The organism is Daejeonella sp. (assembly GCF_044232565.1).
Taxonomy (GTDB): domain Bacteria; phylum Bacteroidota; class Bacteroidia; order Sphingobacteriales; family Sphingobacteriaceae; genus Daejeonella.
Genome location: NZ_JBIILQ010000003.1, coordinates 19,841 through 36,040, shown reverse-complemented (window position 1 = coordinate 36,040; position 16,200 = coordinate 19,841). Strand labels below are relative to the sequence as shown.

14 protein-coding genes and 1 riboswitch are annotated in these 16,200 nt (G+C 34.6%); of the genes, 7 read left to right on the top strand and 7 right to left on the bottom strand.

The window, feature by feature from the left end; genetic code table 11:
* The 3 genes from ACILQF_RS00565 to ACILQF_RS00555 form a co-directional block, all read left to right on the top strand.
* On the top strand, nucleotides 1-694 hold a 694-nt coding region (locus ACILQF_RS00565), incomplete at its 5' end, for an EamA/RhaT family transporter (RefSeq protein WP_395625465.1).
* Nucleotides 695-699: 5 nt separating this feature from the next.
* Complete coding sequence (locus ACILQF_RS00560; protein WP_395625464.1) at nucleotides 700-1,302, top strand: IMPACT family protein; 603 nt, start codon at nucleotides 700-702, stop codon at nucleotides 1,300-1,302.
* 69 nt (nucleotides 1,303-1,371) lie between these two features.
* Nucleotides 1,372-2,232, top strand: a complete 861-nt coding sequence (locus ACILQF_RS00555) for a nucleoside phosphorylase (RefSeq protein WP_395625463.1) — start codon at nucleotides 1,372-1,374, stop codon at nucleotides 2,230-2,232.
* A gap of 4 nt (nucleotides 2,233-2,236) precedes the next feature.
* Here ACILQF_RS00555 and ACILQF_RS00550 read toward each other — a convergent pair whose 3' ends face one another.
* The 3 genes from ACILQF_RS00550 to mqnE are packed head-to-tail and all read right to left on the bottom strand — an operon-like array spanning nucleotide 2,237 to nucleotide 4,772.
* Complete coding sequence (locus ACILQF_RS00550; RefSeq protein ID WP_395625462.1) at nucleotides 2,237-2,956, bottom strand: menaquinone biosynthetic enzyme MqnA/MqnD family protein; 720 nt, start codon at nucleotides 2,954-2,956, stop codon at nucleotides 2,237-2,239.
* Between the two features lie 14 nt (nucleotides 2,957-2,970).
* Nucleotides 2,971-3,582 (bottom strand): histidine phosphatase family protein, encoded by a 612-nt coding sequence (locus ACILQF_RS00545; RefSeq protein WP_395625461.1) that lies wholly within the window; start codon nucleotides 3,580-3,582, stop codon nucleotides 2,971-2,973.
* On the bottom strand, nucleotides 3,579-4,772 hold the full coding sequence (mqnE, locus tag ACILQF_RS00540; protein WP_395625460.1) for an aminofutalosine synthase MqnE: 1,194 nt from the start codon (nucleotides 4,770-4,772) through the stop codon (nucleotides 3,579-3,581). The genes ACILQF_RS00545 and mqnE overlap by 4 nt, the downstream gene beginning before the upstream one ends.
* A 185-nt stretch (nucleotides 4,773-4,957) precedes the next feature.
* Here mqnE and ACILQF_RS00535 point away from each other — a divergent pair, with 185 nt between their 5' ends.
* From ACILQF_RS00535 to ACILQF_RS00520, 4 genes are all read left to right on the top strand, one after another.
* Nucleotides 4,958-6,088, top strand: coding sequence for a trans-sulfuration enzyme family protein (locus ACILQF_RS00535; protein ID WP_395625459.1), 1,131 nt, complete (start codon nucleotides 4,958-4,960; stop codon nucleotides 6,086-6,088).
* 124 nt (nucleotides 6,089-6,212) lie between these two features.
* Nucleotides 6,213-6,319: riboswitch (SAM riboswitch) on the top strand.
* Between the two features lie 238 nt (nucleotides 6,320-6,557).
* Nucleotides 6,558-7,862, top strand: coding sequence for an O-acetylhomoserine aminocarboxypropyltransferase/cysteine synthase family protein (locus tag ACILQF_RS00530; protein ID WP_395625458.1), 1,305 nt, complete (start codon nucleotides 6,558-6,560; stop codon nucleotides 7,860-7,862).
* 52 nt (nucleotides 7,863-7,914) lie between these two features.
* Nucleotides 7,915-8,952: a homoserine O-acetyltransferase gene (gene metX, locus ACILQF_RS00525; protein ID WP_395625457.1), complete on the top strand. Its 1,038-nt coding sequence runs from the start codon at nucleotides 7,915-7,917 to the stop codon at nucleotides 8,950-8,952.
* Nucleotides 8,953-8,976: 24 nt separating this feature from the next.
* Nucleotides 8,977-10,173, top strand: coding sequence for a homoserine dehydrogenase (locus tag ACILQF_RS00520; RefSeq protein WP_395625456.1), 1,197 nt, complete (start codon nucleotides 8,977-8,979; stop codon nucleotides 10,171-10,173).
* A 51-nt stretch (nucleotides 10,174-10,224) separates the two neighbouring features.
* Here the strand turns inward: ACILQF_RS00520 and ACILQF_RS00515 are convergent, their stop codons facing one another.
* Genes ACILQF_RS00515 through ACILQF_RS00500 form a run of 4 tightly spaced genes read right to left on the bottom strand, consistent with a single transcriptional unit; the run spans nucleotide 10,225 to nucleotide 16,186 of the window.
* Nucleotides 10,225-10,902, bottom strand: a complete 678-nt coding sequence (locus ACILQF_RS00515) for a GDSL-type esterase/lipase family protein (protein ID WP_395625455.1) — start codon at nucleotides 10,900-10,902, stop codon at nucleotides 10,225-10,227.
* 34 nt (nucleotides 10,903-10,936) lie between these two features.
* Nucleotides 10,937-12,268, bottom strand: a complete 1,332-nt coding sequence (locus tag ACILQF_RS00510) for a dihydrolipoamide acetyltransferase family protein (RefSeq protein ID WP_395625454.1) — start codon at nucleotides 12,266-12,268, stop codon at nucleotides 10,937-10,939.
* Nucleotides 12,269-12,318: 50 nt separating this feature from the next.
* Nucleotides 12,319-13,566: a competence/damage-inducible protein A gene (locus ACILQF_RS00505; protein WP_395625453.1), complete on the bottom strand. Its 1,248-nt coding sequence runs from the start codon at nucleotides 13,564-13,566 to the stop codon at nucleotides 12,319-12,321.
* Between the two features lies 1 nt (nucleotide 13,567).
* Nucleotides 13,568-16,186, bottom strand: a complete 2,619-nt coding sequence (locus ACILQF_RS00500; RefSeq protein WP_395625452.1) for a putative LPS assembly protein LptD — start codon at nucleotides 16,184-16,186, stop codon at nucleotides 13,568-13,570.
* Nucleotides 16,187-16,200: the final 14 nt, after the last annotated feature.

Here is a 16,200-nt window from a genome sequence, read left to right as displayed (position 1 = left end):
TTTGAAGCTAAGTATTTTCCCCGTTTACATAGCATTGGGAGTTCTTTTGCCATTATTGTTTGCTATTTTAGCTTTATCTATAAGATATACGGGAATAGTAAGAACCGATATAGCGCAAAGATTATCGCTATTTATTCCCGTATTATCAGCTTTCTTCTTGTTTGGAGAAGAGTTTTCGTTTCTGAAAATTATCGGTATTGCCATTGCTTTCCTAGCTATTATGTTTTCAATTCCATGGCAAAAGGATCAAAGTGAAAAAACTGGAATTTGGATTTATCCTATTTTGGTTTTTATTGGTATGGGAATTATTGACACTTTATTTAAGCAAATTGCTAAAACAACGGGTATTCCTTTTACCTCATCCCTATTAATAATATTCATCATTGCATTTTTACTCTCAATTTTTTATCTCCTATACCTTTATTTCTTTAAAAAATTAAAGTTTACTTTAATCAATCTGATATGTGGCTGGATTTTGGGTATAGCAAATTTTGGCAACATTCTTTTTTACTTAAAAGCACACCAAGATTTGGCAAATCAACCTTCTATTGTGTTTTCAAGTATGAATATTGGAGTCATAATTTTGGGGTCAGCTGTTGGCGTATTCATTTTTCGTGAGAAACTTAGTCGCTTAAATTATATTGGAATACTTCTCGCTGTTTTTTCCATTCTTGTTTTATACTTTGCCAAATAAAAATCATGCTTTTCGATGATACCTATAAAACGATTGCAAAAGTATCCGAGGGAGTTTTTAGAGACAAAGGAAGTCGCTTTATTGCTTACCTATATCCAATAAAATCAGATGAAGAGATAAAGAATATTATTGCTGAGCTTAAAGCTTTGCATCCAAAGGCTAGGCATCACTGCTGGGCAATAAGAATTGGCCCTGATCGTACAGTATTTAGGATTAATGACGACGGCGAACCTTCTGGGACTGCCGGAAGGCCTATTTTGAATACGCTTTTATCTTTGGATTTAACAAATGTGTTAGCAGTTGTTGTTCGCTACTTTGGTGGCACCTTATTAGGCGTACCCGGATTAATTAATGCGTATAAATGTGCTACACTGGAAGCAATTAATCAAGCGATTATTATTGAAAAAACCATTGATTTAACCTTTACAATTGAATTTGGGCATCCAGTAATGAATGAGGTGATGAAGGTTATTAAAGACGAAAATTTAAAGATTTTCAATCAGAGTTTTGACCTAAATTGTTGCTTCGATATTGAAATAAGAAAATCTCAGGTTAATAAAGTACTTGAAAGATTAGAAAAAATTGAAGGGCTAAAGTGGAAAGGATAAATTAGTATTATTAGCCCCAAAAACCACTAAAATAAGCTGTAAATTTGTTATTATAAGAGCTAATATCCCATGAAAACCATTTCTAATGCCGATTTAATCATAAACCAAGATGGTAGTATTTATCATCTAAATTTATTACCTGAAGATGTTGCTGATACGGTTATAACTGTGGGAGATCCTGATCGAGTAGCTGAAGTAAGCAGGTATTTTGATCGATTAGAGCTAAAAAAGGGTAAGCGCGAATTTATTACGCATACTGGATATATAGGTTCAAAGCGCATTACGGTACTTTCTACTGGAATCGGAACCGATAATATTGATATTGTACTCAATGAACTTGATGCACTTGTTAATATAGATTTTAAGACCAGGAGCGTAAAGAGTCAGCTAAAAAGTTTAGAAATTATACGAATAGGAACATCTGGAGCAGTACAAAGTGATATTCCGATGGACAGTATTTTAGTTTCCGAATATGGTTTAGGATTGGATGCCTTAATGCAGTACTATATTCATGAGATTAATGAAGAAGAGTTATTATTAGATTCCATTAAGGCGCATTTTCATCATTTAAAGGGTATTTCTCCTTATATCACAGCAGCAAATTCTCATTTATTAGAAAAGATTGGAAAAGATCTCCCTAAGGGTATAACAGTTACAGCACCAGGATTTTATTCCCCCCAAGGTAGAGAAGTACGCGCGAAGAGTGCTTTTCCCGGCTTAGTTGAATTGTTCAGTAGTTTTTCTTCTGGGGATCAAAGAATTACCAATTTGGAAATGGAAACCGCAGGAATATATGCACTAGCTAAATCTTTGGGACATAAAGCAATCTCAGTAAATGCAATTTTGGCAAGTAGGGTTAAATTTGAATTCTCAAGCAATCCTTCGAAAATAATCGACGAAGCGATACAGCTCGTTTTAAGTAGAATATGAGTTTTTAGAGATCTCTTATTAGTTCATGAAATTTCTTAATAGCTTTTAATTTTCCTTCATTGAGATCAAAATCGACTTTTTTCATCAGGTAATCGTTTAAGTCAAAATTATCTACTGCTTGTAATTCTTTTAAAACCTGATCTCTTTGCTTGAGCCCGAATTCTAATGCAGCATTAAAATCTATTTTAAAACTTTCATCAATTGTTTTATTGGAGGCCCAAACAGCAAATGCAAATGGTAAAGCGGTATATTTAAACCATTCCTCGGCTAAGTCATAGTGATATAAAAATTGATCTTTCTTTCCAAAAGTTCTATCACCAATTTGAACAAACGCATCCGCATTTTCATGACTTACAATTTCCGGATTACATTTCCAGTAATTTTTAATTAAAACCTTTGCTAAATAATTTGAGGTACGAGATTGAGAATCCAGTTTTAGGGTTTCAAGCTCAGCAATCGGTTTATTACTGAAAATAAATACAGAATCTACAGCCCCATTTGCCCCAATACAATATTCAGAAATGATTTCATAATTCGGTATTTGAAGTAAGGCCGCCACGGGGACAAGTCCGATATCTACTTGATTATTAATAAGTTTTAAAGCGCATTCTGAAGGGATATCTAAACTTAAATCAATTTTATTTATGATATCTGTATGCATTAAACCAAAAACGAATGGTTTGGAATTGGTATAAGAAACGGCTGAAACTTTTATCTTCTTCAAAATTAATCGACTAATTATTCTAAATGCTTTGTGCTATTAAACTCAAGGATGTGAAAGTCTTTTCCATCAAAATCTAGCCTATAAAGGCATGTATTGGAATGCGGAAAAGAATCCATTTCAGTAAGTGGTTTGTGGGTTAAAAGACATAAAAATAAGCGCATTGCACGACCATGCATGCATATTAGAATATTTTCATCATCATTTTCTTCGATTAGCTTTTCAAGAACAATTAATTGGCGTTCTTTTACTTCTAGGGGACTTTCGCCGCGTTCAAACTTATGATGTAATTTTCCGGCTTTCCAATTTTCGGTAATTTGATGAAAGTCAGATCTTAATTTTTCTGTACTTTCTTGACCCTCATGAACACCCCATCCTAATTCATCTAACCCTGGAAATTGGACCCATGGTATATGATTATCAATAAATTTTTGAACAGTTTGATGCGTTCTTTTTAAAGTAGATGTATATATTTTGTCAAAAGGCACATCCTTGTAAAACCTATAAAAATTATTGGCTTGTGCTCTCCCCTTTTCATTTAAATCTGTATCCATTCCTCGTCCCTGAACAATACCAAGCTTATTCAAATCCGTTTCACCATGGCGAATGATATAAATAATTTTCCTCAATTTATTACAGGTAATGGATAATAGTTAGGTTTTTGATCCTTTGGAAATTCGAAATCTTTATAATCTGTAATCACATTATACAAAGTGTCTCGTTCTACTGGATCCCTTCCGATCTGTTTTATAAGCTCAACTAATTCCTGAGTGTTCATTGCGGGATGCTGCTCTTCAGCTCCTGCCATTGAATAGATTTTTGTGGTATCGTCTAGCGTTCCATCAATATCATCCACTCCAAAGTTTAAAGATAATTGTGCCGTATTGCGACTAATCATGGCCCAATAAGCTTTAATATGTTCAAAATTATCGAGATAAATGCGAGATATAGCGTAATTACGAAGATCTTCAATTACTGAAACTTCCGGTAAATGCGACATTTGATTGTCCTGATTTCTGAATTTCAAGGGAATAAATGTCTGAAAACCACCAGTTTTATCCTGCAAAGCACGAAGCTGTTCTAAATGATCAACACGATGTTCGAATTTCTCAATGTGACCATATAACATGGTTGCATTTGATCGCATACCTAATTTATGCCACTCTTCATGTATTTGTAGCCATTGATCGCCGCTGCACTTGTCTTTTGCAATAATTTCTCTAATTTCTGGCGCAAAAATTTCAGCACCACCTCCAGGAATCGAATCTAAACCAGCCTCCTTCATTAACTTCATACCCGTTGCATAATCAACCTTGGCCATTTTGAAAATATAATGATACTCAACAGGTGTAAGGGCTTTAACGTGAAGTTCAGGTCTATGTTTATGAATTGCAGTAAATAAGTCTGAATAAAATTTTAAATCGTATTGAGGTAGCACTCCACCTACGATATGAACTTCTGTAACTGCTTGATCATCGTATTTTTTAACAATGTCTAGCATCTGATCTAGCGTGTATTCCCAACCATCTGCTCTTTCCTTAATTAACACCGAATAAGAACAGAATTTACAATCGTAGACACATAAATTAGTAGGCTCTATATGAAAATTACGATTAAAATAGGTTCTGTCACCATGGCGTTGTTCACGGATAAAATTGGCTAGTACACCTAAATAACTTAATTCAGCCTTTTCATAAAGGAATACACCTTCATCAAAGGTTATACGTTGCTTAGATTTCACCTTGTGAGCGATAAGTTTTAGCTCACTAGAAAGGCTTGAATCACTTATTAGTAGTTCTAATTTTGTATCAGCGTTCATTTTAGTATTTGTACAAAAGTACAATATTGTACATGATTCATTATCATTTCCTTGTAAAAGCAGAAATAAATAAGATGTTTATGATTATTTTCCATTAAATTTTTAAGAAAGTGTACAAAAAGGGTGTCCTTTTTTAATCTTTAATTATATTGGACCTAAATTTTTAAATAATAAATTGATTAATCATGAAAATCGAAACCATCGCCATACATGCAGGTAATTTTATAGATGAGCACACTAAAGCTGTAATTCAGCCCATAAGCTTATCAACTACCTTTGAGCGAGGTGAAGACGGAGAATATCCAGGTGGTTATGTTTATTCGAGAGCAGATAATCCTAATAGAAAATCGCTTGAAAATGTGATTGCCCAATTAGAGGGAGCAGAATCAGCGGCAGCTTTTTCCTCAGGAAATGCAGCTGGTGGAGCTGTTTTTCAGGCTTTGGGTCCAGGAGTACATATTATAGCTCCAGACGATATGTATCACGGACTTAGAAATCTATTGTTACAAGTTTTTCAAGGAATAATTGAAGTTGATTTTATTGATTTATCTAATCTAGAAGCCGTAAAAAATGGAATCAAGAGTAATACTAAGTTAATTTGGATTGAAACACCTTCAAATCCTCTGCTAAAAGTATGTGATATTCAAGCAATCGCTAAAATTGCTAAGGAAAATGGAATAATGTCGGTATGTGACAATACCTTTAGCACCCCAATGCTGCAAAGGCCATTGGAACTTGGTTGCGACCTTGTAATGCATTCAACCACAAAATATTTAGGAGGTCATAGTGATGTAATTGGTGGTGCTTTAGCAAGCCATGAAGACAATGATTTCTGGAAAAAAATAAAGAATATACAAGTCCTCTCAGGTGCTGTTCCTGCTCCATTCGATTGTTATATGACGGTTCGTGGAATTAAAACCTTGCCTTACAGAATGCGCGCTCACACTGAGAATGCAAATCAAATTGCAATTTTTTTAAGTTCTCATAAGCTTGTTGAAAAGGTATATTATCCGGGATTAATGAATCATCCAGGCCATGATATTGCAAAGAAACAAATGAGTTCTTTTGGGGGAATGTTATCTTTTATAGTAAAAGGCGGCGCAAATGAGGCAAGAAAATTAGTTAATGCGGTTAAGATTTTTACTCAAGCTACTAGTTTGGGTGGTGTTGAAAGTCTAATAGAACATAGAGCATCTGTTGAAGGTCCAGGTACTAAGACTCCACAAAATTTAATTCGGGTTTCCGTTGGTTTAGAAAATCCAATTGACTTAATTGAGGATCTTAACCAGGCATTAGTCCGAATGGCTCAACTTTAATTAGCTGATATCCAGTATTTTATAATTTAAATAAAATTAAATTTGGTTTCAAGCTTGTTTTGAGTATATATTTGAAATATTATTTGGTGGAAACATCAATCTGTCTTCAATAAATTCATTTATTGATTTATACAGAAGTGGCGAGAGATCAGGCTCTATGACCCACTGACAACCCCCCGATCGGTTTCGGGGAAGGTGCCAATTCCTGTCCCGCAAGGGAAAATATAAAAACATTTTAAAATGAAAAAAGAAACATCCCAGTTCTCTTTATTTCCGCAGCAGGAAATATTAATCAAATTCCAACTTATTTTAAGTTCAACTCGTAATATGGTTAATTCCATGTGCATGCGATGTATGAATTGTTGTTAAGGAAATTTCAAGAACACCTCTTCAATTTTCTTATTCAATGTCTTAAATGAGCTTTGCTCAAATCCTATTATTTTAATTATTTAAAAAATATCACATCATTATGTCGACACAAAATTTAAAATTTGAAACATTACAATTACACGCTGGACAGGAAGTTGACCCAATAACTGGTTCAAGAGCAGTACCTATTTATCAAACAACTTCTTACGTGTTCAAGAGTTCGGAGCATGGTGCAAACCTATTTGCTTTGAAAGAATTCGGTAATATTTATACGCGTTTGATGAATCCAACAACGGATGTATTCGAGAAACGTATTGCAGCTCTTGAGGGCGGTGTTGCTGCTTTAGCAGTATCATCTGGTCAGGCTGCTCAGTTTATTGCTTTAAATAATATTTTACAGGCAGGAGACAACTTTGTAAGCTCATCTTATATTTACGGAGGTTCATACAATCAATTTAAGGTCGCATTTAAGCGATTAGGTATTGAGGCTCGCTTTGCAAAGGGTGATGATGCTCAAAGTATTGCATCCTTAATCAATGAGAAAACTAAAGCGATTTATATTGAAACTATAGGTAACCCAAGCTTTAGCATTCCCGATTTTGAGAAGATTGCTGATGTTGCTAAAAAGCATGATTTACCGCTCATTGTTGATAATACATTTGGTGCTGCAGGTTATTTATTTAGACCATTAGAACATGGCGCTAACGTTGTTGTTCAATCTGCCACAAAATGGATTGGCGGTCATGGCACTAGTATTGGTGGTGTTATTGTTGATGGTGGCAATTATAATTGGGGAAATGGTAAATTCTCTCAATTTACTGAGCCATCTGAGGGATATCATGGTTTAGTTTTTAATGAGGTATTTGGAATTGGCGGACCATTTGGAAATATTCAATTTATTATTCGTGCGCGTGTTGAGGGTTTACGTGATTTTGGGCCTTCTCAATCGCCATTCAACTCATTTTTATTATTGCAAGGTATAGAAACGCTGTCGCTTAGAGTTCAGCGACATGTTGATAATGCTCTTGAATTAGCTAAATGGCTCGAAAGTCACCCGCAGGTTGATAAAGTGCTCTATCCGGGATTACCCAATAGTCCGAATCATGCATTAGCCAAAAAATATCTCAAAAACGGTTTTGGTGCTGTTTTATCCTTTGAAGTTAAAGGTGGAAAGGAAGCAGCCATAAAATTAGTCGATAATTTGAAGTTAATTAGTCATTTAGCAAATGTAGGCGATACCAAAACTTTAATCATTCAGCCAAGTGCTACCACGCATCAGCAGCTAAGTGAGTTGGAGCAAATTGCTGCTGGAGTACAACCTTCGTCTTTGCGAGTATCTGTTGGAATAGAACATATTGATGATATTAAGGCTGATTTGGAACAGGCTTTTGCTTTAATTAAATAATTAATCTTGTTTTACATTCCTGGAATTTTTTTTTCAGGAATGTTATTTTATTATGAGTACAGAAAATATTTATAAGAATAAGAATTCTTTTAGCCTAGAGAGTGGTAAAAAGATCAAAGATTTAGAAATTAGGTATCATACTTATGGAATTTTAAATTCTAAAAAAGATAATGTGGTATGGGTTTGTCACGCCTTAACAGGAAATTCCGATGTTTTTGATTGGTGGAGGGGTCTTTTTGGCGAGAATAGATTATTTAATCCTCAAGATCATTTTATTGTTTGCGCTAACATTCTGGGTTCACCTTACGGTACAAGCAATCCCCTAAGTATTGATTCCACCACAGGCCTGCCCTATTTTCTTTCATTCCCTGAATTTACGGTACGCGATATGGTAGCAGCTCATCAATTACTTGCAGATCATTTGACTTTGAATAATATAGAATTACTTATTGGTGGATCTATTGGTGGACAACAGGCAATGGAATGGGCAATTTTGGAGCCTAAAAGAATAAATAAGCTTGTTCTGATCGCAACAAATGCACATCACTCACCTTGGGGTATCGCTTTTAATGAAAGCCAGCGATTAGCCATCACTTCAGACCGTACATTTTTCTCCCAGTCGCCAGATGGAGGAAGCAAAGGATTGAAAGTAGCAAGAAGCATCGCTTTACTTTCTTATCGCACTTATGGGACTTATGCATCTACTCAATTGGAGGTAGATAGCGATAAGACAAACGATTTTAAGGCTGCTAACTATCAAAATTATCAGGGTGATAAATTAGTTAAACGCTTTAATGCATACAGTTATTGGTACTTAACAAAAGCAATGGATAGCCACCATGTAGGAAGGAAAAGAAGTTCAATCGATGAGGCCTTAAAACAAATTCAAGCTAGAACATTGGTAATTGGAATTACAAAAGATATACTATTTCCAATTGAAGAGCAACGGTTTTTAGCTGAAAAAATCCAAAACGCCCATTTTTTCAAACTAGATTCATTTTATGGGCACGATGGATTTTTAATTGATACAGATTTACTTACAAAAGAAATAGGAGATTTTATTAAAAGCGTAGAATCTGAAAACAATTAGTTTAACTACATAAAATAGCATAACATGAGTAAAAAATTAACTATTGGATTATTTGGTTTTGGAGTAGTTGGCCAAGGATTGTACGATATCATCAGCACCAAAGATTTAAATATTGAGATTAAAAAGATTGTGATTAAAAATCCTAACAAGGACCGTAGTCTTGCAGGTAGTTTATTTACAACTGATGCACATGAAATTTTAAATGATCCTAATATCAACACCATTATAGAATTAATTAATGATGCGGATGCAGCCTATGAAATAGTTACAAGAGCATTAAAGAGTGGTAAAAATGTAGTGTCAGCCAATAAAAAAATGATTGCAGAGCATTTGGATGAATTGGTTAAGATTCAGAACGAGCATGGTACTTCCCTACTTTATGAAGGTTCTGTATGTGGTAGTATTCCTATTATTAGAAATTTGGAGGAGTATTATGACAATGAACTTCTTCATTCAATAAGTGGGATATTTAATGGTTCTTCAAATTTTATACTTTCAAAAATAACTAATGAAGGCTTAGACTATTCTGTGGCCTTAAAACAAGCTCAAGATCTTGGATTTGCTGAAAAGGATCCAACCTTAGATGTGGGTGGTTATGATCCTAAATATAAGCTAGTAATTGCTGCAGCGCATGCTTACGGCGTGTTTGTAAGTCCGGAAGATGTACTGAATATCGGTATTCAGAATTTTTCAATTGCAGACCTACAATTTGCTCAAGAACATCATTTAAAAGTTAAATTAGTCCCAACCGCAATAAAACTAAATAATAAGGAACTTGCTCTTTATGTTCTTCCAAAGTTAGTACCGAAGAGTGATTTTTTATATAATGTTGAAAATGAGTACAATGCAGTTTCCGTTAAGGCTGCTTTTGCAGATCAGCAGTTGTTTTATGGTAAAGGTGCTGGAGGGCATCCTACTGGATCAGCTGTACTATCGGATGTTGCTGCCCTAAGATATGATTATCGTTATGAGTATAAAAAGCTAAATCATGTACATAAATTAATACTTCAAAATGATTATGTTATTCCTCTGTATATCAGATATATAAATGAAGAATTAATTAATAATATTCATTTTGAATTTATAAGTGAGCAACATAAAAGCAATGAATTAAATTATGTTCTTGGAGGAGTTAAAATCAGTGAATTGATTTTAAATAAGGAAGCCATTTTAAGGGATGGAGCTTTTTTAGCTGAGGCTAGCGCTCTAATCGATAAGTAAATTTTTTGATTAGGCTTTATTGAGGTTAATTAATATTTCAGTGAATATTAACTAACCTTTCTTTTTTAAATGAGGTAAAATGGCTTTTTGCCAAATTTCATATCCAGACCTATTCATGTGGAGTTTATCCCCTAAAAATATATCAGGCATTGGCGAACCATCATTTAATAACATTTTATTATACACATCTACGTATCCTGTTCTGGATTTCTTTTTTAAGAAAGTTTGAATCATAGCGTTTGCTCTAACCATTTCGGGCATGTATTTAGCGCGACTGGGACTAGGTTTAATGGAAACGAATAGAATGTTAGCCTTTGGTATTTCCTTTCTTATCATTGAAAATAATTGGCTAAAGCGATTAAATACAGTGTCGGCATTAGTACTTTGTGAAGTTACAAAATCATTTTCACCACAATAAACCACAACTTGTGCTGGCTGATAAGGGTAAATTATTTCTGGGGCATATCGAATAACATCGGTAAGGCTAGATCCTCCAAAACCACGATTGATAATTTTAAAACCAGGAAAATCAGCCTGAACATTTTTCCAATTTGTAAAAGAAGAACTACCAACAAATAAAATGGAGCCCTTTTCTGGAAAGTTTGTCTGGTCTAATTTTTTAAATGCCTCTATTTCTTTAAAAAATGGAGGATTGTTTTGAGCAACTAAACTATTAGCTACAAGATGACTTAATAGTAGTGTTATTAACAAACCCCTTAGTTTTTTCATTGGAGAAACCTAAATAAAATAAAAATTTAAAAAATTAAATATCGCGGTTAATATCCCAGTTTTCAAGGTAGTCGGCCACTCTTCTCACAAATGAACCACCTAATGATCCATCAACAACACGATGATCATATGAAAGAGAAAGGAACATCATATGTCTGATTGCAATTACATCACCATGTTCAGTTTCAATTACTGCTGGTTTCTTTTTTATTGCTCCAACAGCTAAAACTGCAACTTGAGGTTGATTAATTATAGGGGTACCCATAACATTTCCAAAAGTTCCAACATTAGTAAGCGTAAAAGTACCTCCTTGAGTTTCATCGGGCTTAAGTTTGGATTGGCGTGCACGATTGGCAAGGTCATTCACTGCTTTTGTAATTCCAAATAAATTCAATTGATCTGCATTTTTAATTACCGGTACAATAAGATTGCCACTTGGAAGAGCAGCAGCCATTCCGATATTAATATCACGTTTTTTAATAATTTGCGTTCCATTTACAGAAATATTAATCATTGGCAAATCTTTGATAGCCTTTGCTACTGCTTCAATAAAAATTGGAGTGAAGGTAATTTTCTCTCCTTCTCTTTTTTCGAAGCTACTTTTTACACGTTCTCTCCATTTAACGAGATTAGTGACATCGGCCTCTACAAAAGATGTTACATGGGCAGAAGTATGCTTAGACATTACCATATGATCGGAAATTAGCTTACGCATACGATCCATTTCAATAATCTCATCGCCTCCTGATACTGAAGTAATAGGTTTAGGTGAAGGCATTTCATTAGAAGCAGTGGCATTTATCTGTTGTGATACCACTAAATTTGCAGTTGTTCTATTTTTTTGAATAAAATCAAGCACGTCTTGCTTTGTTACACGACCCTCAGAACCTGTCCCACTAATTAAATTTAATTCCTGCATACTTATTCCCTCTTCAGCTGCCATACTTTTAACCAAGGGCGAATAAAATCGCTCGGAGCTACTAAAATCAAGTGTTTTAGTGTCTTTATTTGACTTTTGTTCTGCAATCTCAGGAACGAATGGTGCTTGTACTAATTCCTCAAGCTGTACAGGTATAGTGTCTTTTATGGATTCCTGGGGTATAATATTTGTAACTTCAACGCTTGCATCCGTTTCAATTAAGGCAATCACCGCTCCAACTTGAACAATTTCATCTTCTTTAAAAAGAACTTTAACTAGCTTGCCCGATACAGGTGAAGGAACTTCTGAATCAACCTTATCTGTTGCAATTTCTAATACAGATTCATCAATTTCGATTGAGTCGCCTACTTGCTTAACCCATTTTATGATGGTAGCTTCAGCAACACTTTCACCCATTTTAGGAAGTACTAATTCGTATAAAGACATAATAGATTTTAATTACGATTGGTTTTCTTATGCAAAATTAGAAATTTTAATTAAGCCTGCTCTTCTTTAAGCAATTTAAAAAGCAATGTTAAAGCACTAACTGAAGCTCTCTCAATATTTTGTGCTCTTTTATTGCCAAAAGTGTATTTTTTAGTTAAAATTTTATTTTTTCCGGATATAGCAATCCAAACTGTGCCAACAGGTTTTTCGTTGCTACCACCATCTGGACCAGCAATGCCACTAACCGAGATGGAATAATCAGATTTATATTTATTTTGAGCACCAATGGCCATTTCTTTAACTGTTTCTTCACTTACTGCTCCAAAATCAAGGAGTGTTTGTTCAGAAACTCCAAGCATGCTAACCTTAAGTTGATTAGAGTAAGAAACGGCCCCACCTAAGAAAACCTTACTACTTCCTGAATGTTGGGTGATTAAATGAGAAATATACCCTCCAGTACAACTTTCGGCAGTAGATAAAGTTAATTTCTTAGATTGCATAAAATCAAGAATAGCTTTTTCAAGAGCTGTATCACTTTCAATAATTACATATTCGCTAATTATATCTACAATCTTCTTAGAAAAAGCTAGGATTTCACTATTCAAAGAATTAGCATCTGGTCCGCTGCCACTTAATCTTAACCTAACCATTCCCAATCTAGGCAAATAGGCTAATTTTATTTGTTCAGGAAGAGAATCTTCAATGTCAGATATTTTCTCAGCCAAAATTGATTCGCCAATACCAGCTGTCAATATGGTATGATGATAAATATTGGGAAGTTTAAATTTTTCCTTGATTTTAGGAATTACTAGATCCTCCATCATGTACATCATTTCAAAAGGCACACCGGGCATAGATACATAGATTTTTTGTTTCTCTTCTACCCACATTCCTGGAGCGGTTCCATTTTTATTGAGAAGAATAGTACAATTTTCAAGTACTTCAGCTTGTTTTTTATTAATTTCAGAAACTTCAACTTTGTAGCGGGCAAAAATTTGTTTAACATTCTCAAGGGCATCAAGATCCGTTCTTAAGTCAGTTTTAAAGTATTCAGCCAAAGTTTTTTTAGTAATATCATCTTTCGTCGGACCTAAACCGCCGGTAATTAAAATTATATCTGCTCTTTGGGAAGCTTGATGTAACGTATTTAATATATCCATTCGATCATCAGAAATGGATGTGATTTGTTTAACCTTGATGCCAGCTAAATTCAATTTTTGAGCCATCCATGCAGAGTTGGTATCCACAATCTGTCCAATAAGAATTTCGTCACCAATGGTAATAATTTCAGCTATCATATTAAAAGTTATTGTAGGCATCACGGCGTTTACTAAGCTTTAGGTCCTGAAGGATGGAAGCCTTAACTTTTAAATCAACGCTATAAAATTTATAGGTACCAATTGGTGACCATCTAAATGATAGATCCCAGCAATGAAGGTCGCGGTATATTGAAAATTGAGTTAAACTTAACTTATTGGCCTGGAAATCATATCCTGATGTGTATTGAACTTTCCATTTTGGCGTAACGTTAAAGTCGCCAAAGAGGTTTAATGTGTTTGATATGCTAGATTGAAGTCCGGTTTTTGAATAATTAAAACTATACGCTGCACTCACATTCCATGGCACATTAAAGTCTACAAAAGCATTTGGATCACGGCTAATGGCATTTAATTCATCTTGTTGCGCTTTGGGTAAATTTTGTTTGCCTTTATCGAGTTGATTTAGATTTTCACCCCTTTTTTTAGCGGCTTTTGAATTCAAGCTAAAATCTGTGGACAGACCAAAGTTCGTTAAACGAGCAATTTTGCCAGATTCTATGGTGTATTTATCAATACGGTTACCTAAATTATCTAATTTATAGGGATCTAAAGTGCCATAGAAATTAATTCCGATTTTTTCTTTGAAGAAGGAGGTTCTTCCGGAAAAACCAATGGTAGATAACTTAAAACTCTCAGCGGCAAAATTATAATTTCCCGAAAAAGTAAGACTTTGTAAAATTGGAATATTTATTGAGTTTTTTGTAGAGTCAGCATCTGAACGAACTTTGGCTTCCACATTATTATCAACGCTAAAACCTATGCCTGCTACCCTACCTGAAGAAGGTGAGCCAAATACAGCATTTTCATAAATGGAATAGCGAGTACTTATTTTCGAAGTATCACCTTGAAGATTTTGAAAATACCCAAAACTGCTACGGCCAAAATCAGGACGATAATTAAAGTTCACTGATGGCGTCATAATATGCCTTATAGCCATCAAATTCCCCTTTTTGAAACTAAATTTACCATACAATTTAGTAGAAAGTCCTGTATTTAAGCTATAATCATAAACTCTGCTAAATCCCTGTACAGTATCTGTTACTTGTTTAAAACCAGATGCTACTGGATCTAAACGCTTACGTATGGTTTGTAGGTACCATTTTTCGCTATACTGCATTCCAGAGTTAAATTGAAAATATTTAAGAATATTTAGAGAGAGGTTAACAGGAATATCATGTTGAATACCATTTCTGAAATCTTTCAACGACTCTTTTTTAAAGAGTTTATATTCTTTGGTATTGATGGAATTACTTCCCTGCATACTATACCCTAAACTTAGTCGCTGATACCATTTTTGCTCCCCTGCACGGTCTTTAGAATCAAAAGGGTTTAAGGTAGTCATGTTCAAACTAAAACGTGGTAGATCTAAAAAGACTGTTTGTTGTTCAATATCCTGACTATGAGAGAGGCTTGATGAGAAATTAAAGAGACCATTTGCAAATACTTTACCATAACTAATGCTGGATGAGAGTGTATTTCTTGCAATTTCAGTTGGATTATAAGTCCCAGCCGCACCCGTATTAGAAAAGTATGATCCAGTACCCGCATTTACGGAGGCGCTAAAGGTTGTCCCTGGATTTGCTAATGGACTTTGCGAGTGACTCCAAGTGAGGTTAAAATCTTTATTTGGTTTTTTATAGGATGGTGTACCTTCCACCCCATTTCTTGTGGAAGCAAATCTAAAGTTTAATCCACCATCATATTTATAGTTTTTTCGGTAACGGGCTGCAGTTCCTAATTCATATGAACCCTTTGAATAAAGTGTGCCTCGGGTGGAAAGATCCCAATAATCATTTAACCCTAAATAATAGCCTAGGTCACGCATGAAAAAACCTCTGGTATCTTCTCCAAATGTTGGAAAAAGCAAACCTCCAGAGCGTCGATTAGGCTTTGGGAAGAATCCAAATGGAACTCCTAAGGGCAATGGGATGTCTTCTATGACCAGGAATGCTGGTCCAGTGATAATTTGCTTGTCGGTTGCAATACCTCTAGTAATATGGATACCAAAGTGAGGATGAGGCATATTGCAGGTACTATAGATACCTCTTTTAAAGAATCCTTCGTCGTATTGATTTTTCTTGAATTGAGCAGCTTGTAAATAACCACCTTCAACATCTGTAAAAACACCGAATGATTTACCTTTTTTTGTTTTATAATTAAAAAACAATGAATCTGTTGTTAGAGGTGGTTCTGCACCTTGAGTAAACATAGGCTTACCAGAATAGGCTTTGGTTTTAGGATTTATTAAACCTTTTGCAAACAATGTATTATTTTTTTGGTCAAGTCTGATAAAATCCGCTTCCAGCTCTAATTCTTCATACTTTACTTTAGCCTTTCCATATAAAAAGACTATATTGTTGGTTATATCTGCTTTTATTGAATCTTCGGCTGAGTAAGTTACCTTTGATGTAAATGTACCTGCTTGTTTCGATTTTTTTGCGATGGTATCTATTTTAATAGTATCTGTGGATACTCTTGCAGTGTTTACTGCGTTATCGTCTGGTAAAGTACGCTTTTGAGCATAGACATTGTTATTTTTGCCAAATACAAAAAAAGCAGTTAAAGAAATTAAGATAAAAAAAGCCCTAATAAATTTCAAATTCGATGATGAAT